Here is a 16,815-nt window from a genome sequence, read left to right on the forward strand (position 1 = left end):
TCTCGCCATGGACCGGCAAGAACTGGGCGAGCGCGAGCAGGCCGTCCTCGCCCTCGAACGCCGGGGCTTCCCCAGCCCCGGCGCGAAGGAACGCGCGATACGCGAGGAACTGGACCTGGCTCCGGTGCGCTACTACCAGCTCCTGAACGCCCTGCTGGACGACGAGCGGGCGCTGGCCCACGATCCGGTGACGGTGAACAGGCTGCGGAGGGTAAGGGACGCGCGCCGATCGGAACGCTGAGGCATCGTCCGGAGTCCTGCGGGCCGGTGGGGGCTGGGCGCGCAGTTCCCCGCGCCCCTGCGGGGCGCTGCCCCTGACGGGCGGCTGCCCCTGACCCCTTTCGGGGCGCTGCTCGGATACTGTCGTCTGCATGGGAACCCACATCACGGAACCCCTCCCGACGCCGCGGACCCAGGCCGGTCGCGACGGTCTCGCCGCTCTTCTCGCGCAGCACCGCACGGCCCTCGTCGGCCTCGACTTCGACGGCACGCTCGCCCCGATCGTCGCCGACCCCGAGCAGGCCCGGGCCCACCCGGACGCCGTACCGGCGCTCGCCGCCCTCGCGCCGAAGGTGGCCGCCGTGGCCGTCGTCACCGGCCGCCCGGCCGAGGTCGCCGTCCGCCACGGCGGTTTCGCCGACGTCCCGGGCCTGGAACACCTGGTCGTCCTCGGCCACTACGGCGCCGAGCGCTGGGACGCGGCGACCGGCGAGATCACCTCCCCGCCACCCCATCCCGGCATCGCCGCCGCCCGCGCCGAACTCCCCGCCCTCCTCGACCGCGTCGGCGCCGCGCACGGCACCTGGATCGAGGAGAAGGGCTTCGCGGTGGCCGTCCACACCCGCCGGGCCGACGACCCCCAGGCCACCTTCGACTCCCTCCGCGCCCCCCTGACCGACCTGGCCACCCGGCACGCCCTGATCGTCGAACCGGGCCGCCTGGTCCTGGAACTCCGCCCCCCGGGCATGGACAAGGGGGTCGCACTGCGCGAGTACGCGAGAGAGATCGGCGCGGGGTCGGTGCTCTACGCGGGGGACGACCTGGGCGACATCCCCGCCTTCGCCGCAGTGGAGAAGCTGAGGGCGGAAGGCGTCCCGGGCCTGCTGGTGTGCAGCGGCAGCGAGGAGGTCACAGACCTGGCGGACCGGGCCGACCTGGTGGTGGAAGGCCCGGAGGGCGTCGTACGGCTACTGAGAAGTCTGGCTGCGTACAGCGCCCCGTAAAGGGCGCGGGGCTGCGCCGATATGCGGCTCGGCTCCGCCGCGTGGGCGCGCCCAGCCCCCTCCGGGCCGCAGTCCGCATCCACCGCCCGCGGGGGTCGAAGGGGGCGCAGCCCCCTGGTGATGGGACGGGTAGGGGCGGCGGGGGCGGAAACTACCCGCCCAACGCCCCCAGTTGCTCAAGAAACCAAGCCGCAGGAGGCAACGCCGTAGCCGCCTCGGCCAACCTCTTGCAGCGCTCCGCCCGCTCCTCCACCGGCATGGCCAGCGCCAGCGCCAACGCATCGGCCGTCCCCCCGATGTCGTACGGGTTCACGACCACCGCGTCCTCGCCCAGCTCCTCGTACGCCCCCGCCTCCCGCGACAGCACCAGCACACACCCCTCGTCCGACACCACGGGGATCTCCTTCGCCACCAGGTTCATGCCGTCCCGGATCGGGTTCACCAGCGCCACGTCGGCCAGCCGGTACGCCGCCAGCGACCGTGCGAAGTCGTCCTTGACGTGCAGCACCACCGGCGTCCAACCCGCCGTCCCGTAAGCGGCGTTGATCTCGTCCGCGACCCGCTGCACTTCCGCCGTGTAGTCGCGGTACACCGAGAGGTCCTGCCGTGACGGGTACGCGAACGCGACATGCACCACCCGTTCCCGCCACTCGGGGTGGTCGTCGAGCAGCTGCCGGTACGCCAGCAGCCCCCGCACGATGTTCTTCGACAGCTCCGTCCGGTCGACGCGGACGATCGTCTTACGCCCCTCGCCGCCGATCTCCTCGCGCAGCGCCCGCATCCGCTCGTCCACGTCCGGCTCGTGCGACCGCTTCCGCAGGAAGTCCGCGTCGGCCCCCAGCCCGTGCACCCCGATCCGGGTCCCGCCGGAGCCGGAGGCCCGATCGGCGGCCGGGATCCCAGGGCCCAGCACCGTGTGACAGCAGTCGACGAACGCGTCCGCCCACCGCCGCGTCAGGAAGGCGGCATGGTCGGCGCCCAGGATCCCGGTCAGCAGCTCCGCCGCGATGTCGTCGGGGAGGAGCCGGAAGTAGTCCGGCGGCGCCCACGGGGTGTGGGAGAAGTGGCCGATCCGCAGGTCGGGGCGGAGGCGGCGGAGCATGCGCGGGGCGAGTGCCAGGTGGTAGTCCTGGATGACCACCACCGCCCCCTGGCCCGCCTCCTGCGCCAGTGCCTCCGCGAACGCCTGGTTGTAGGCCTGGTACGACCCCCACTGCCGCCGGAACTCCGCGTCGAAGACGGGCTCCAGCGGGGTCTGGTAGAGCATGTGGTGGACGAACCAGAGGACCGAGTTCGCGATGCCGTTGTACGCGTCGGCGAACACGTCCGCGTCGATGTCGAGCATCCGGACCTGCTGCCCGCCGGTGTCCCCGGCCGGCAGCCGACCGCCCTCGGCCCGCCGCACCGCCTCCCGGTCGCCGTCGCCCAGCGCCGCGCACACCCACACCGCGTTCGCGTCCGGCCCGATGGCCGACAGCCCCGAGACCAGCCCGCCGCCGCCCCTCCTGGCGTGCAGCGCGCCGCTCGTGTCGTCTGGGCGCACCTCGTACGAAACCGGGCCGCGGTTGGACGCGACCAGCACCTCGGCACCGCCGGTGGTGGCAGCCATCAGATCTCCTTCGAGGGGACCACTGGCTTTGGCCGGTGGTGGAATCGCCGCGGGCCCGCTGAGGAGCCGCGCAGCAGCCGGTCCTGGACCTGATCCATCATCAAAAGTGGTAGCATCTTGGTTGTGGCTAGGGGTGATCGCCGGGAGTCGCTGAACCTTCGCGTTGCCCCCGAGCTGAAGCGGCAGGTCGAGGAGTATGCCGAGCGCGTCGGCATCTCGATCAACGCTGCCGCGTGCGTTCTCCTCGCCGAAGCACTTCGGGTGGAGCGGAGGCGCGAGCGGTGATTCGCGCGTACAAGTTCCTGCTGCGCCCCACGGCAGGTCAGACCGTCGCACTGCGCGACATGCTGAGCGATCACTGCTCGCTCTATAACGGCGCCTTGCAGGAGCGGCGGGACGCCTATCGGCACGTCTCCAAGACGTGCCTGCGGTACGGTGACCAGTCCGCCCAGCTCAGGGAGATCCGGGCGTTTGACCCGGAGCGCCAAGGGCGTTGGTCGTTCTCCTCTCAGCAGGCCACCCTGCGCCGCCTGGACAAGGCGTTCCAGGCGTTCTTCCGCCGTGTCAAGAACGGCGAGACGCCCGGCTACCCGCGCTTCAAGGGCGTCGGTCACTTCGACACCGTCGTCTTCCCGAAGGACGGTGACGGTTGCCGCTGGGACTCCACCCCCTACGACCGGCAGACACGTGTACGCCTGCAAGGTGTCGGTCACGTCCGTGTGCACCAGCACCGGACCGTCCGGGGCCGCGTGAAAACGATCAGCGTCAAGCGTGAAGGGCGCCGCTGGTACGTTGTCCTGTCCTGCGACGACGTCCCCGCCGAGCCCCTGCCCCCCACGGGTGCCGTAGCCGGGATCGACATGGGCACCACGCACTTCCTGACCACCTCCGACGGCGAGCACATCGGCAACCCGAAGTTCCTCGACCGAATGGCCGACGAACTCGCCGAAGCCCAGCAGTACCTCGCGACGTTCCCCCGGCGGACCCGGCAGCGCAGCAAGCGTCACCGTGCCGCCGCCCGCAAGGTTGCCAAGCTGCACACCAAGATCCAACGTCAGCGCGCCGACTCCCACCACAAGACCGCACTCGCCTTGGTCCGCGAGTACGACACGATCGCTCACGAGCGACTGAACACCGCAGGCATGACCCGCACCCCCAAACCCAAGCCCGACCCCGACAACAACGGCGTCTTCTTGCCGAACGGCGCCGCCGCCAAGGCCGGGCTCAACCGCAGCATCCTCGACGCGGGCTGGGCGCAGTTCCTCTCGATCCTGGCGAACAAGGCTGAAAGCGCCGGCCGTCACGTGATCGAAGTGGACGCGCGTAACACCTCCCGCACGTGCCTCGCATGCGGGCACGTCGCGAAGGAGAACCGCGTCACCCAGGCGAAGTTCGCGTGCACGGCGTGCGGCTTCACCGCGAACGCGGACCACGTCGGCGCGACGAACGTCCTCAACAGGGCCGGGCTGGTCCTCTGCGATGTGGCCTAGCCACTGCCTCAGGAAGCCCGCGCGTTGACGCGTGGGTGGAGTCACACGCGTCAACCTAGCCCGGCCCGTAAACGCTCAAACGTACGGCCACCCCCGACGCGCCGCCGTATACGGCCGTACGGCGAAGTCACGCCACCTTGCGCTCGGCGTACTCCGCGATCTCCGCCATCGGCGGCCGTTCCTCCGTGTCCACCGAGTAGGTGCGCGGCTCGAAGCCGTCCTCGCCCCGTTCGAACTGGGTGAGGGAGGGGCGGATCAGGTGGCCGCGGGCCAGCCGCAGCTGGGCCGTGCGGTAGATCGCGGCGGACATCCGGCCGAGGGCCTGGCCGTCCTGGTGGCGGTGTTTGCGGACCCCCACGTCGACCTGCGCCAGCGCGTTGAGCCCCACCAGGTGCAGGGCGTCGACCAGCATGCCCAGCTCCACGCCGTAGCCGACCGGGAAGGGGAGCTGTTCGAGGAGCGAGCGGCGGGCCGCGTACTCGCCGCCGAGCGGCTGGACGAAGCCGGCCAGCAGGGGCCAGTGCATGTTCAGCAGCGGGCGGGCCATCAGCTCGGTGACCCGGCCGCCCTGTCCGGCGGCGCCGCCGAGCGGGCGGTCGTACATCGCCTTGACCAGGTCCACGTCCGGGTCGGTCAGCAGCGGGCCGACGATCCCGGTGACGAAGTCGGAGGAGAAGTCCCGCAGGTCGGCGTCGATGAAACAGACGACGTCCCCGGAGGTGACGAGGAGCGAGCGCCACAGCACCTCGCCCTTGCCGGGGACGGCGGGGATGCGGGGCAGGATCTCGTCGCGGTGCACGACACGGGCGCCGGCCGCCGCGGCGACGGCCGCCGTGCGGTCGGTGGAGCCGGAGTCGACGACCACGATCTCGTCGACGAGCGGCACCTGCTGCATGAGGTCGTGACGGATGATCGCGACGATGTCGCCGACGGTCTCCTCCTCGTTGAGCGCGGGCAGCACGACGCTGACCGTCTGCCCGGAGGACCGTTTGGCGGCCATGATCCGGTGCAGCGGGCGGTCGGACACGGACCAGGAGCGGGTGGCCAGCCAGCGCTCGACTTCTTCCAGCACGGTCAGCGGCTCCTCACTGTCACGGTCACACGGCGACGTGTGATCCATCTCGCGGTTCGGACGACTCACTCAACTGTCCTGGCCTTCGGTTACAGTCTTGAACAACGCCGATGACCATCGCATGTCCTGGGGTCACCCGGCGTTGACAACCACATACCGCTCATCCAGAGGGGCAGAGGGAAACGGCCCGTTGAAGCCCCGGCAACCCTCCAGTCGGTACTCGTAGATCACTGTCGATCATCGCGAGGCTCCCGGCTAGGGAAGGTGCCAAATCCGTCTCACGGCGAGATGCGTCGTGAGGAAGATGAGGAGAAAGGGCCTCGCCTCACATGGCTGTGCAGACTGTTGCAAGCGCCACCGATTCCACCGTAGACCTTGGTCCCGCCGCCGCCCTGAGCTGCCGCGAGTGCGGTCACCGCGTTCCGCTCGGCCCGGTCTTCGCCTGCGAGGAGTGTTTCGGCCCGCTGGAGATCGCGTACGACTTCTCGGCCTACGACACCGAGGAGCTCCGCAAGCAGATCGAAGCGGGTCCCGCGAACATCTGGCGCTACGCGCCGCTGCTGCCCGTCCCCGCGGACGTGGCGACCAAGCCGAACATCAACCCCGGCTGGACCAAGCTCGTCAGGGCCGACAACCTGGCCCGTGAGCTCGGGGTGACCGGCGGCCTGTACGTGAAGGACGACTCCGGCAACCCGACGCACTCCTTCAAGGACCGCGTCGTCGCCCAGGCCGTCGAGGCCGCCCGCGCCTTCGGCTACACCACTCTCTCCTGCTCCTCCACCGGCAACCTGGCCGGCGCGGTCGGTGCCGCCGCCGCCCGGGCCGGCTTCCGCTCCTGCGTGTTCATCCCGCACGACCTGGAGCAGGGCAAGATCGTCATGGCCGCGATCTACGGCGGCGAGCTCGTCGGCATCGAGGGCAACTACGACGACGTGAACCGTTTCTGCTCCGAGCTGATCGGCGACCCGGCCGGCGAGGGCTGGGGCTTCGTCAACGTCAACCTGCGGCCGTACTACGCGGAGGGCTCCAAGACCCTGGCGTACGAGATCTGCGAGCAGCTCGGCTGGCGGATCCCGGACCAGCTGGTCATCCCGATCGCCTCCGGCTCGCAGCTCACGAAGATCGACAAGGGTCTGCAGGAGCTGATCAAGCTCGGGCTCGTCGAGGACAAGCCGTACAAGATCTTCGGCGCCCAGGCCGAGGGGTGCTCGCCGGTGTCGGTCGCCTACAAGGAGGGCCACGACGTGGTCCGCCCGCAGAAGCCGAACACCATCGCCAAGTCCCTCGCCATCGGCAACCCGGCCGACGGGCCGTACGTCCTCGACATCGCACGGCGTACCGGCGGTGCCGTGGAGGACGTCACCGACGAGCAGGTCGTCGACGCGATCAAGCTGCTCGCACGGACCGAGGGAATCTTCGCGGAAACCGCCGGCGGGGTGACGGTTGGAGTCACCAAGAAGCTCATTGAGAATGGGTTGATTGATCCGGCGAAGTCGGTTGTTGTACTCAACACCGGTGATGGACTGAAGACGCTGGACGCGGTCGCCGGTACCGGGCTCACCGCCACCATTCGCCCGAATCTGGAGTCTTTCCGTGAGGCCGGGCTCGCCTGAGTCCCCCGAGAAATAGGGCCTTGCCCAGACCGGAGGTAAAAACGTGAGCGTCACCGTTCGCATCCCCACCATCCTGCGCGCCTACACCGGCGGTAAGGCCGAAGTCGCCGCCGAAGGCACCACCCTCGGCGCGGTCATCGCCGACCTGGAGAAGAACCACGCCGGGATCTCCGCGCGCGTTCTCGACGACCAGGGCAAGCTGCGCCGGTTCGTCAATGTGTACGTAAATGACGACGACGTGCGGTTCGAGCAGGGCCTGGAGACCGCCACCCCGGACGGGGCCGGTGTCTCCATCATCCCGGCCGTCGCCGGCGGCTGACCCGCTGACCTGCTTGACAGGCTGATCGAATGACCGAACATTACCTTCGGTAACGCCGATCACCGACTGTTCATCCGATTGCCCCCTCCGTGAGAGAAGCGGAGGGGGCAATTCTGTGTGGTTGAGCGCGGTACAGTTGGGGAACGCGGTCCCGATCTCCAGGTCGGGGACCCCGTATTCGATACCGCGAGCCCGACAAGAAGTAGCCAAAGTGTGCGGGTTATATGCGGCTTTTGCGGCCTTTCTGTGGCCCGACTTGCCCTGAATTCGGCCGAATTCTCGCTACATTCCGGACCGCTCCCGTCCAGAATTCTCGTCCGATTGACCTGTTGCAGACGGCAGTTGGACAGATACATTCAGCCGCGGTCGACGCGTTCCGGCGCACGCCCCCAACCAATGGGGGGTGAGGTCTGACCCGGATCCGCGAAGTGTGGATCTGTGCAAGGGCCAGTAATAGGGGAGTTAGGCATGGCTCAGGGCACCGTCAAGTGGTTCAACGCGGAGAAGGGGTACGGCTTCATCGCGGTCGACGGTGGTGCGGATGTTTTCGTCCACTACAGCGCGATTCAGATGGACGGCTACCGCACCCTGGAAGAGGGTCAGCGGGTCGATTTCGAGATCTCGCAGGGCCAGAAGGGGCCGCAGGCGGACATGGTCCGGCTCGCGACCAGCTGAAGCACGCGCCGACTGACTGCAGCGACGTTCTTCCGTTCTTCTGCTGAAGGGCTCGCACCCACCGGGTGCGAGCCCTTCAGCGTGCCCGGGGTCCGGCTCCGGCAGGCCCGGAGATCCGGCCCCGGCGCGCCCGGAGGTCCTGCCGGACTGCGAGAGGCGCTTGCACTCGACCATGCCGAGTGCTAATCATTGGCGTTAGCACTCTGAAGGTGAGAGTGACAAAGAAGGACCGGGTCGGTGAGGCCCACAGGCCGGGTGGGGCAAGGAACCCACGGGCCGGTGAGCCGTCCGTCGCGGGCGCGGGCGCGGTCCGAAGACTCACCCCCAGTCCTGGAGGGACCACTTCACATGGCCAAGATCATCGCGTTCGACGAGGAGGCGCGGCGCGGCCTTGAGCGCGGTATGAACCAGCTCGCCGACGCCGTCAAGGTCACCCTCGGCCCCAAGGGCCGCAACGTCGTCCTTGAGAAGAAGTGGGGCGCCCCCACGATCACCAACGATGGTGTGTCCATCGCCAAGGAGATCGAGCTGGAGGACCCGTACGAGAAGATCGGCGCCGAGCTGGTCAAGGAAGTCGCCAAGAAGACGGACGACGTCGCCGGTGACGGTACGACCACCGCGACCGTGCTCGCCCAGGCCCTGGTCCGCGAGGGCCTGCGCAACGTGGCCGCCGGTGCCAACCCGATGGCCCTGAAGCGCGGTATCGAGAAGGCCGTCGAGGCCGTCTCCGGTGCCCTGCTGGAGCAGGCGAAGGACGTCGAGACCAAGGAGCAGATCGCCTCCACGGCCTCCATCTCCGCCGCCGACACCCAGATCGGCGAGCTCATCGCCGAGGCCATGGACAAGGTCGGCAAGGAAGGCGTCATCACCGTCGAGGAGTCCCAGACCTTCGGTCTGGAGCTGGAGCTCACCGAGGGTATGCGCTTCGACAAGGGCTACATCTCGGCGTACTTCGCCACCGACATGGAGCGTATGGAGGCGTCCCTCGACGACCCGTACATCCTGATCGCCAACTCGAAGATCGGCTCCGTCAAGGACCTGCTCCCGCTCCTGGAGAAGGTCATGCAGTCGGGCAAGCCGCTGCTGATCATCGCCGAGGACGTCGAGGGCGAGGCCCTGTCGACCCTGGTCGTCAACAAGATCCGTGGCACCTTCAAGTCCGTCGCGGTCAAGGCCCCGGGCTTCGGCGACCGCCGCAAGGCGATGCTGAACGACATCGCCATCCTCACCGGTGGCGAGGTCATCTCCGAGGAGGTCGGTCTCAAGCTGGAGAACACGACCCTCGACCTGCTGGGCAAGGCCCGCAAGGTGGTCATCACCAAGGACGAGACCACCATCGTCGACGGCGCCGGCTCGTCCGACCAGGTCGCCGGCCGGGTCAACCAGATCCGCGCCGAGATCGAGCAGTCCGACTCGGACTACGACCGCGAGAAGCTCCAGGAGCGCCTGGCCAAGCTCGCCGGTGGCGTCGCCGTCATCAAGGCCGGTGCCGCGACCGAGGTCGAGCTCAAGGAGCGCAAGCACCGCATCGAGGACGCCGTGCGCAACGCCAAGGCGGCCGTCGAGGAGGGCATCGTCGCCGGTGGTGGCGTGGCCCTGCTGCAGGCCTCCCAGGTCTTCGAGAAGCTGGAGCTGGAGGGTGACGAGGCGACCGGCGCACAGGCCGTGAAGCTCGCGCTTGAGGCCCCGCTGAAGCAGATCGCCGTCAACGCCGGCCTTGAGGGCGGCGTCGTGGTGGAGAAGGTCCGCAACCTCACCCCGGGTCACGGCCTCAACGCCGCGACCGGCGAGTACGTCGACCTGATCGCCGAGGGCATCATCGACCCGGCGAAGGTGACCCGTTCCGCGCTGCAGAACGCCGCCTCCATCGCCGCGCTGTTCCTCACCACCGAGGCCGTCATCGCCGACAAGCCGGAGAAGGCCGCCGCGGCCGCCCCGGGCGGCATGCCGGGCGGTGACATGGACTTCTGATCCGATCCCGGATCAGCCCGTCCTTTCCGAGGGCGGCACCTCTTGCCAATGGGCGAGGGGTGCCGCCCTCGGGCGTTTCCGGCGCCGGTGTCCGGGTGTCCGGGTGTCCCGGTGGCCGGGTGGCCGGGTGGCCGGGGTCACACCGCACCCGCGCGGGACCGGGAATGCGCACGACCGGGCAGGTCGTTGTGCACAGACGTGCACTCGATGCGCGTGCACATACCGACTGGTATACGACTCGTCCGGTATACGACCTACTCACGAGGAGCCCCCCACGTGACCGTCACCACGCCTCCCGCCTCCCGCGCGGCCGAGATCCTCTCCCGTCCCATCGCCCTGAACGGGCTCACGGTCCCCAACCGGATCGTGATGGCGCCGATGACCCGCCAGTTCAGCCCCGGCGGCGTACCCGGCGAGGACGTGGTCTCGTACTACTCCCGCCGGGCCGCCGCAGGTGTCGGTCTGATCGTCACCGAGGGGACGTACGTCGGCCACGACTCGGCCGGGCAGAGCAGCCGTATCCCGCGGTTCCACGGCGAGGAGCAGCTGGCGGGCTGGGCGAAGGTCGCCGAGGGGGTGCACGCGGCCGGCGGCACGATCGTCCCGCAGCTGTGGCACATCGGCATGGTCCGCAAGCAGGGCCAGCCGCCGTTCGCGGACGCCCCGGCCGTCGGTCCCTCCGGCATCCGCCTGGACGGCACCGAGGGCGAGGGCAGGGCGATGACCCGGCAGGACCTGGACGACGTCATCCGCGCGTTCGCCGAGGCCGCGGCCGCCGCCGAGCGCATCGGCTTCGACGGCGTCGAACTGCACGGCGCCCACGGCTACCTGCTCGACCAGTTCCTGTGGGCGGGCACCAACCGCCGCACCGACGCGTACGGCGGCGACCCGGTCGCCCGTACGAAGTTCGCCGCGGAGATCGTGGCCGCCGTACGCGCAGCGGTCTCCCCGGAGTTCCCGGTCATCCTGCGCTACTCGCAGTGGAAGTCCGACAACTACGACGCCCGCCTCGCCGAGACCCCCGAGGAGCTGGAGGCGATCCTCACGCCGCTGGCCGCCGCCGGCGTCGACGTCTTCCACGCCTCCACCCGCCGCTACTGGCTCCCCGAGTTCGAGGGCTCCGACCTGAACCTGGCCGGCTGGACCAAGAAGCTCACCGGCAGGCCCACCATCACCGTCGGCTCGGTCGGCCTCGACGGCGACTTCATCAAGGGCTTCCAGGGCGAGGGCTCCCCGCTCAAGGGCATCGACGACCTCCTCGACAGCCTGGAGCGCGACGAGTACGACATGGTCGCCGTCGGCCGCGCCCTGCTCCAGGACCCCGAGTGGGCGGCGAAGGTCCTCGCCGGCCGCACGGACGAGCTCAAGGCGTACGACGCGGCGGCCCTGAAGACCCTGAGCTGACCCCGCCCGTTCGCCCTCGGGTCAGCCGGCGATCCGGCCGAAGAACCCGAGGGCGAACGCGTAGGGCACCACGAGCAGCAGCGCCGGGCGCAGGGCGCGCCGGCGCTGTTCGCCTTCGTGCACCCGGGTGTCGTACGCGTAGACGAAGGCGCCGGCGGCACACCCGCCCATGTACGCCGTCGTCAGAAACCCGAACATCCTGCCCCACTCCCCGACCACGGCGACCACGGCCAGCACGTGGCCCGCGACCGCCGCACCCGCCCCGACCCAGGTCATCGGGTCGTCCTGCACCCGCCAGGCGGCGGCCCCCCTGCGCCCCCGGCCGGTGAGCCTGGTGAAGAGCGCGTACCCGATGGCGGGCAGGCCCGCGAGCGCCAGCAGGGTGGCCCACAGGGCGCCGGTGTCCGGGGAGACGGTCACAGCCATCCCCCGATGCTCATGATCATGGCGGCCATCAGCTGCACCAGCAGGGACAGGACGCCGAAGATCAGGGCGCCCAAGGGCGCGGCGTCCGCTTCCACGCCCGTGTACCTCCCGAGGCCCCAGCCTCCCACCGCGGCCAGGAGAGGTATGAGGGCCAGCACGACCTGACCCGCCGCGAACAGCGGGACCACGTCGAGCGCCATCAGTACCCCGACCCCGGCCCAGGCGCCCCGCGCCCCGCGCGTCTCCGGCCGGCCGAAACGCATCGCGCCGTAGATCACCGAGTGCACCACGGCGACGAGGGTGCACATGACGGCCGCGCGCGCGGCCAGGTCGCCCAGGGGCGCGAGGAAGTCCCCCCGTACCAGCCCCTCCAGGAGGTGCCCCGACGCGGTGAAGGCCGACATCCCGAGGGTGATCAGGAGCGAGACGCGCAGCTGCTTGAGCAGGCCGGTCATCGCCGTCCGCCTGGCGTGCGGGTTGCGTGGGTCGCGTACGTCATCACGGCTCGGCTCTCCGGTCGGCGGCTGATGGGGGCATGGGACGTCAGGAACCTGTGAGGGCGCCTCCCGGGGACGGTCACGAGATGCCCAAGGGGCGAGCCGCGGGTCTTCCTGACCCTTGACCCGGCTGAAAATCGCTGCTCCGGATGGGCGCATTCTATGCGCATGCCATGGGGCGCCTGTCGGGCAAACCGGTGCTGAGCTGCCAGAACGTCCCAAGTGGGGTGGGGGGCGCGGCCATTTGACGCACGCACTTCGTTATTGGCTTGTGACGGCTGCCGAAGTCACCGGTAGCGTCCTGACCATGCGGATACTCCATCTCTCGGACACCCACCTGGACCGCACCGACGCCCCCAACAGACGGGGTGTCAACGCCACCGCGTCGCTGCGGCTGATGCTCGACGAACTCCGCCATCTCCAGGGCCTCGACGCGGTCGTCGTCACCGGCGACCTCGCCGACGACGGCTCGGCGGAGGCGTACGCGGCCCTGCGCACCCTGATCGGCGCCTACGCCGAGGCCCGGAACATCCCCGTTCTCTGCACCACCGGCAACCACGACGAGCGCGAGGCCTTCGCCAAGGTGCTGGGCAGCGGGCATCTGGACGCCGACGGCACCGATCGCGCCGAGCTGGTGTTCGGTTCGCAGGAGCGGGCCGCCGTGAGCACGGTCGGCGGCTGGCGCTTCGTCACCCTGGACTCGCTCGTGCCGGGCAGGATCCACGGCCGCCTCGGCGCACCCCAGCTGGAGTGGCTGCGCGAGGTGCTGCGCACCCCGGCCGGGCACGGCACGGTCCTCGCCTTCCACCACCCGCCTCTCGCCCTGGACATCTCGCCGACCCAGCAGGCCTTCGGGCTGCGCGACCCCGGCGACCTGGCGGCGGCGATCCGGGGGAGCGACGTACGGGTGATCCTCACGGGCCACTACCACCTCCAGCTCTTCGGGGTGCTGGAGTCGGTGCCGGTGTGGGTGACGCCGGGGGTGGTCAACCGGATCGACCTGGCCGTGGCGCCCGGCGGTGAGCGGGCGGTGCGCGGGGCGTCGGCGTCGCTGGTGGAGCTGGGCGGGCCCGCGAGCCCGATGTTCCACACCTTCCATGCGCGGGATCCGCGGGCCCATGAGACGGTGTACGAGATCGACGAGGCGGAGGCCAGGGCGTTCGTGGCCCGGCACGGCTGACCTGGATTGCCTGGATTCACTCCAACGGGTGAGGGGTGTTCGGCACTCGTGCGAAGCGCCGGACGTTTCATCAGTGACCGGCCGTGACACCGGCAGCGATCACCAGAAACGGTGGGTGCGGTCGGCCGTCGAAGCGACAGCGGTCAGTCGTCGGAAGTGCCAGCAACCAGCCGTCGAAAGTGAGCGATCATGATCACGAACGAGTCCGCCGAGCCGGCACCCGCGACCGAGGGCCCCGTCGTGCGCACCACCGCCGGTGCCGTGCGCGGCCTGCGGGAGGACGGCCTGGCGGTCTTCCGGGGGATACCGTTCGCCGAACCCCCGGTGGGAGCGGCCAGGTTCGCGGCGCCCCGCCCGGCGCGGCCCTGGGAGGGGACGCGCGAGGCGTACGCCTTCGGCCCGCCGCCCCCGCAGGACCTGGGCATCCAGGGAGCCCCGGGTGTCCTGGACGCCCCCGAGGGCGACGACTGGCTGACGGTGAACGTGTGGACACCCGCCCCGGACCCGGCCGCCCGCCGCCCGGTGATGGTGTGGATCTACGGCGGCGCCTACAAACTGGGCCACTCCGGCAGCCCCGGCTACGACGCCCAGCACATCGCACGCGACGGCGACGTGGTCGTGGTCTCGCTCAACTACCGCGTGGGCATGGAGGGTTTCGCCCACATCGAGGGGGCGCCCGCCAACCGGGGCCTGCTGGACCAGGTGGCGGCGCTGGAGTGGGTGCGGGAGAACATCGCGGCGTTCGGCGGCGACCCCGACCGGGTCACGGTCTTCGGCGAGTCGGCGGGCGCCGGGTCGGTGGCCTCCCTCCTGGCGATGCCGAGGGCGCGGGGCCTGTTCCGGCGGGCGATCGCGCAGAGCGTCCCGGGCACCTTCTTCTCCGCCGAGCTCGCCGAGGACATCGGCAGGGCCCTCGCGGCCGAGGCCGGCCTGCGTCCCACGGTGGCCGACCTGGCGGCGACCGACCCGCGCCGGCTGACGGAGGCCGGGCAGGCGCTCGGCGCCAAGATGCCCCAGCACGTGGACCGTTGGGGCCAGATCGCGCCGACGGTCACCCCGTTCTCCCCGGTGGTCGACGGCGAGGTGCTCCCCACCACCCCCTGGCAGGCGCTGGCGTCCGGCTCCGCGCGGGACGTGGACCTCCTGGTCGGTCACAACCGCGACGAGTTCCGGCTCTTCCTGATCATGAGCGGGATGTACGGCAAGATCACGGAGGAGCAGGCGACCGGCGCCCTGCGCCTGTTCGCACCGGGCGGCACGGCGGGCGACCACGCCTACCGCGCCGCCCACCCCGACGCCTCGCCGAGCGAGCTGTACGAACGGGTCCAGACCGACTGGCTGTTCGCCATACCGTCCCTGCGCCTGGCGGAGGCGCAGACCGCGGGCGGCGGCCGGGCCCACCTCTACGAACTGACCTGGGGCGCCCCGGGCAACGGCGGCCTGCTCGGCGCCTGCCACGGCCTGGACATCCCGCTCCTCTTCGGCACGTTCGAGGCGGACCTGGCCAACCTCCTCTGGGCGGGCACCGACGTCACCCCCGAGGCGAAGGAGCTCTCCGCCCGCTTCCGCACCGCGTGGACGTCCTTCGCGGTGACCGGCGACCCGGGCTGGCCGGCCTACGACGCACAGGCCCGCCTCACCCAGGTCCTGGACACCACACCGACGGTGACGGCGTACCCGGAGGAGAGCAGCCGGCAGCTGTGGGAGGGGTACGACTTCACTCCCTCACCACTGCTCGGCTGACCGCGGCTAGGCGCTCCGCTGGAAGTGCCGAGATCTGCCGTCTGCCGTCTGCGGCGCCGTCGTGGCTGGTCGCGCAGTTCCTCCCCCAGCCTTCGGCCGGGGGAGCCCCAGCGCCCCTTCGGGGGCGCTGTCGAACCGCAGCGGACTTCGCCGGACCCGCTTAGGCCTAGTCGGCGGGCCCGCCCAGGTCCGCCGCCTCGGGCAGGATCACCATGTCGATGTCCTTGCGTCCCAGGAGCGGTCCCAGTGCCATTCCGCGCTCCGGCGGCCAGAACACCGGCTCCTCGCCGGGGACGGGGTCGTCCCCGCCTTCGAGCCACAGCCCCTCGCCCCCGCCGGGGGTGAAGAAGGCCACCATGCGCACCTGCTCGTCGGTGAGGTTGCGGAACCGGTGCCGCGTGCCCCGCGGCACGAAGACGAAGTCACCGGCGTTCGCCACGAAGGTCTCCTCGCCGTTCAGGAACTCCAGCGAACCCGATATGACGTAGAAGGACTCGTCGGCACTCCTGTGCACATGTGCCACCGGGCCGCCGCCCGGAGGCACCCAGCAGTCGGTGAAGCCCAGGATGCCGCCGGTGGAGTCGGCCGGTGCCAGGGTCGAGTAGACGTCGCCGGACATCCACTTGACCACGCCCTTCTCGGCGGGGACATGCATGACGCGCGGACGGAGGTAGTCCGCGATCTCCGCGTCGTTGTTCGGCGGTGCAGAACTCATGTCTCTTCCTCGGAAATTGGGGTACATCGGTGCGCCGGGCGTGGGGGCACCGCCCGGAGGTCTGTGGTGGTGCGACGCCGCGGACCGCGCGGCGGGTCAGCGGACGCCGTACTCGCGTGCCAGCCGGGCAGCGGCTCCGATGCCGCCGGTGAAGGGCTCACCGTGGCCGGGCAGCAGCAGGCCCGCCGCCGGCAGTTCGTCGAGGCGGTCCAGGGCGGCGAGTGCGGCCCGGCTGTCGTGGGTGAAGCAGCGGCACACCAGCGTGGGCCCGGTACGACCGGAGAACGCGTCGGCGGTGACCAGGGCGTCGCCGGTGAAGAGCAGCCCGCGGTCGGCGAAGAGGTACGCGGTGCTGCCGGGCGTGTGTCCGGCCAGGACGACGGCCTGCGGGGCGCCCGGCAGGTCCTTCAGCACCCGGTCGGCGTCGAAGATCCGCGCCCCCTGCACGGCGGGCGCGGTGAAGGCCCCGGAGCGGGCCAGCTGGAGGGGGAGGGCGAGCGCGGAGGGCCGGCGCAGCAGGTAGGGGAGCATCGAGCGCTCCGGCCTGGCGTGGCGGTTCACGCTCCGCGGGCCGTCGCGCAGGATGCCGGCGTCCCGTTCGTGGATCCAGATGTCGGCGCCGGCCTTCTGGAGGGTGTGGGCCAGGCCGGTGTGGTCGAGGTGGCCGTGGGTCAGGAGTACGGCGCGGATGTCGGCCACCGGACGGCCCAGGTCGTCCAGCAGTCCGCCCAGCTGCTCCAGATGGGCGGGCAGCCCGGCGTCGATCAGGACGAGACCGTCGGGGTCCTCGATCAGGTAGAAGTTGACGCCGTGGTCGCCCAGGCGATGGACGCCGGGTGCCACCTGCGTGGGCGCGGGACGGGACATGAGAGCCTCCG

General features: G+C 70.6%; 17 protein-coding genes and 1 riboswitch. Of the genes, 11 read left to right on the forward strand and 6 right to left on the reverse strand.

The window, feature by feature from the left end:
• The first annotated feature begins 7 nt into the window (after nucleotides 1-7).
• Both SSP29_RS18635 and otsB read left to right on the forward strand, forming a co-directional pair.
• Nucleotides 8-241, forward strand: coding sequence for a DUF3263 domain-containing protein (locus SSP29_RS18635; RefSeq protein WP_089101831.1), 234 nt, complete (start codon nucleotides 8-10; stop codon nucleotides 239-241).
• A gap of 130 nt (nucleotides 242-371) precedes the next feature.
• Nucleotides 372-1,223, forward strand: coding sequence for a trehalose-phosphatase (gene otsB, locus SSP29_RS18640; RefSeq protein WP_089101832.1), 852 nt, complete (start codon nucleotides 372-374; stop codon nucleotides 1,221-1,223).
• Nucleotides 1,224-1,374: 151 nt separating this feature from the next.
• On the opposite strand, the gene SSP29_RS18645 is transcribed toward otsB, so the two are convergent.
• Nucleotides 1,375-2,832 (reverse strand): alpha,alpha-trehalose-phosphate synthase (UDP-forming), encoded by a 1,458-nt coding sequence (locus SSP29_RS18645; protein WP_089101833.1) that lies wholly within the window; start codon nucleotides 2,830-2,832, stop codon nucleotides 1,375-1,377.
• 123 nt (nucleotides 2,833-2,955) lie between these two features.
• Here SSP29_RS18645 and SSP29_RS61550 point away from each other — a divergent pair, with 123 nt between their 5' ends.
• Nucleotides 2,956-3,117 carry a toxin-antitoxin system HicB family antitoxin gene (locus SSP29_RS61550; protein WP_123060332.1) on the forward strand — a complete coding sequence of 54 codons (162 nt, stop codon included), beginning with the start codon at nucleotides 2,956-2,958 and terminating at the stop codon, nucleotides 3,115-3,117.
• Nucleotides 3,114-4,322: an RNA-guided endonuclease InsQ/TnpB family protein gene (locus SSP29_RS18650; protein WP_089101834.1), complete on the forward strand. Its 1,209-nt coding sequence runs from the start codon at nucleotides 3,114-3,116 to the stop codon at nucleotides 4,320-4,322. Before SSP29_RS61550 ends, SSP29_RS18650 begins: the two co-directional genes overlap by 4 nt.
• A 127-nt stretch (nucleotides 4,323-4,449) precedes the next feature.
• Here the strand turns inward: SSP29_RS18650 and SSP29_RS18655 are convergent, their stop codons facing one another.
• The gene (locus tag SSP29_RS18655; protein ID WP_089102377.1) at nucleotides 4,450-5,394 is read right to left on the reverse strand and encodes a glucosyl-3-phosphoglycerate synthase; all 945 of its coding nucleotides are present in this window, start codon (nucleotides 5,392-5,394) and stop codon (nucleotides 4,450-4,452) included.
• A gap of 157 nt (nucleotides 5,395-5,551) precedes the next feature.
• Nucleotides 5,552-5,705: riboswitch (SAM riboswitch) on the forward strand.
• Nucleotides 5,706-5,723: 18 nt separating this feature from the next.
• On the opposite strand from SSP29_RS18655, the gene thrC reads away from it, so the two are divergent.
• The 5 genes from thrC to SSP29_RS18680 all read left to right on the forward strand — a co-directional run bounded on the left by thrC (nucleotide 5,724) and on the right by SSP29_RS18680 (nucleotide 11,376).
• Nucleotides 5,724-7,007 carry a threonine synthase gene (gene thrC / locus SSP29_RS18660; protein ID WP_089101835.1) on the forward strand — a complete coding sequence of 428 codons (1,284 nt, stop codon included), beginning with the start codon at nucleotides 5,724-5,726 and terminating at the stop codon, nucleotides 7,005-7,007.
• A gap of 43 nt (nucleotides 7,008-7,050) precedes the next feature.
• Nucleotides 7,051-7,326, forward strand: a complete 276-nt coding sequence (locus tag SSP29_RS18665) for a MoaD/ThiS family protein (RefSeq protein ID WP_089101836.1) — start codon at nucleotides 7,051-7,053, stop codon at nucleotides 7,324-7,326.
• 468 nt (nucleotides 7,327-7,794) lie between these two features.
• Nucleotides 7,795-8,001: a cold-shock protein gene (locus SSP29_RS18670; RefSeq protein WP_019057200.1), complete on the forward strand. Its 207-nt coding sequence runs from the start codon at nucleotides 7,795-7,797 to the stop codon at nucleotides 7,999-8,001.
• A 348-nt stretch (nucleotides 8,002-8,349) separates the two neighbouring features.
• Nucleotides 8,350-9,972 carry a chaperonin GroEL gene (gene groL, locus SSP29_RS18675; RefSeq protein WP_089101837.1) on the forward strand — a complete coding sequence of 541 codons (1,623 nt, stop codon included), beginning with the start codon at nucleotides 8,350-8,352 and terminating at the stop codon, nucleotides 9,970-9,972.
• 276 nt (nucleotides 9,973-10,248) lie between these two features.
• Complete coding sequence (locus SSP29_RS18680; RefSeq protein ID WP_089101838.1) at nucleotides 10,249-11,376, forward strand: NADH:flavin oxidoreductase; 1,128 nt, start codon at nucleotides 10,249-10,251, stop codon at nucleotides 11,374-11,376.
• Between the two features lie 21 nt (nucleotides 11,377-11,397).
• Here SSP29_RS18680 and SSP29_RS18685 read toward each other — a convergent pair whose 3' ends face one another.
• Together SSP29_RS18685 and SSP29_RS18690 are read right to left on the reverse strand one after the other, a co-directional pair.
• Nucleotides 11,398-11,802 (reverse strand): hypothetical protein, encoded by a 405-nt coding sequence (locus SSP29_RS18685; protein ID WP_145968915.1) that lies wholly within the window; start codon nucleotides 11,800-11,802, stop codon nucleotides 11,398-11,400.
• On the reverse strand, nucleotides 11,793-12,257 hold the full coding sequence (locus tag SSP29_RS18690) for a hypothetical protein (protein ID WP_089101840.1): 465 nt from the start codon (nucleotides 12,255-12,257) through the stop codon (nucleotides 11,793-11,795). Before SSP29_RS18690 ends, SSP29_RS18685 begins: the two co-directional genes overlap by 10 nt.
• A gap of 349 nt (nucleotides 12,258-12,606) precedes the next feature.
• Between SSP29_RS18690 and SSP29_RS18695 the strand changes: the two genes are divergently transcribed.
• On the forward strand, nucleotides 12,607-13,479 hold the full coding sequence (locus SSP29_RS18695; protein ID WP_089101841.1) for a metallophosphoesterase: 873 nt from the start codon (nucleotides 12,607-12,609) through the stop codon (nucleotides 13,477-13,479).
• Nucleotides 13,480-13,668: 189 nt separating this feature from the next.
• On the forward strand, nucleotides 13,669-15,222 hold the full coding sequence (locus SSP29_RS18700; protein ID WP_089101842.1) for a carboxylesterase/lipase family protein: 1,554 nt from the start codon (nucleotides 13,669-13,671) through the stop codon (nucleotides 15,220-15,222).
• 166 nt (nucleotides 15,223-15,388) lie between these two features.
• Here the strand turns inward: SSP29_RS18700 and SSP29_RS18705 are convergent, their stop codons facing one another.
• Both SSP29_RS18705 and SSP29_RS18710 read right to left on the reverse strand, forming a co-directional pair.
• Nucleotides 15,389-15,937, reverse strand: coding sequence for a cupin domain-containing protein (locus SSP29_RS18705; protein ID WP_089101843.1), 549 nt, complete (start codon nucleotides 15,935-15,937; stop codon nucleotides 15,389-15,391).
• 96 nt (nucleotides 15,938-16,033) lie between these two features.
• Nucleotides 16,034-16,804, reverse strand: coding sequence for an MBL fold metallo-hydrolase (locus SSP29_RS18710; RefSeq protein WP_089101844.1), 771 nt, complete (start codon nucleotides 16,802-16,804; stop codon nucleotides 16,034-16,036).
• Nucleotides 16,805-16,815: the final 11 nt, after the last annotated feature.

This window comes from Streptomyces hyaluromycini, from assembly GCF_002217755.1.
Classification (GTDB): Bacteria; Actinomycetota; Actinomycetes; order Streptomycetales; family Streptomycetaceae; genus Streptomyces; species Streptomyces hyaluromycini.

Excerpts from the sequence above, each read along its gene's own strand:
- SSP29_RS18635 (WP_089101831.1), top strand. The coding sequence starts at position 8 with ATGGACCGGCAAGAACTGGGCGAGCGCGAGCAGGCCGTCCTCGCCCTC.
- otsB (WP_089101832.1), top strand. The coding sequence starts at position 372 with ATGGGAACCCACATCACGGAACCCCTCCCGACGCCGCGGACCCAGGCC.
- SSP29_RS18645 (WP_089101833.1), bottom strand. The coding sequence starts at position 2,832 with ATGGCTGCCACCACCGGCGGTGCCGAGGTGCTGGTCGCGTCCAACCGC.
- thrC (WP_089101835.1), top strand. The coding sequence starts at position 5,724 with ATGGCTGTGCAGACTGTTGCAAGCGCCACCGATTCCACCGTAGACCTT.
- SSP29_RS18670 (WP_019057200.1), top strand. The coding sequence starts at position 7,795 with ATGGCTCAGGGCACCGTCAAGTGGTTCAACGCGGAGAAGGGGTACGGC.
- groL (WP_089101837.1), top strand. The coding sequence starts at position 8,350 with ATGGCCAAGATCATCGCGTTCGACGAGGAGGCGCGGCGCGGCCTTGAG.
- SSP29_RS18685 (WP_145968915.1), bottom strand. The coding sequence starts at position 11,802 with ATGGCTGTGACCGTCTCCCCGGACACCGGCGCCCTGTGGGCCACCCTG.
- SSP29_RS18690 (WP_089101840.1), bottom strand. The coding sequence starts at position 12,257 with ATGACCGGCCTGCTCAAGCAGCTGCGCGTCTCGCTCCTGATCACCCTC.
- SSP29_RS18695 (WP_089101841.1), top strand. The coding sequence starts at position 12,607 with ATGCGGATACTCCATCTCTCGGACACCCACCTGGACCGCACCGACGCC.
- SSP29_RS18700 (WP_089101842.1), top strand. The coding sequence starts at position 13,669 with ATGATCACGAACGAGTCCGCCGAGCCGGCACCCGCGACCGAGGGCCCC.
- SSP29_RS18705 (WP_089101843.1), bottom strand. The coding sequence starts at position 15,937 with ATGAGTTCTGCACCGCCGAACAACGACGCGGAGATCGCGGACTACCTC.
- SSP29_RS18710 (WP_089101844.1), bottom strand. The coding sequence starts at position 16,804 with ATGTCCCGTCCCGCGCCCACGCAGGTGGCACCCGGCGTCCATCGCCTG.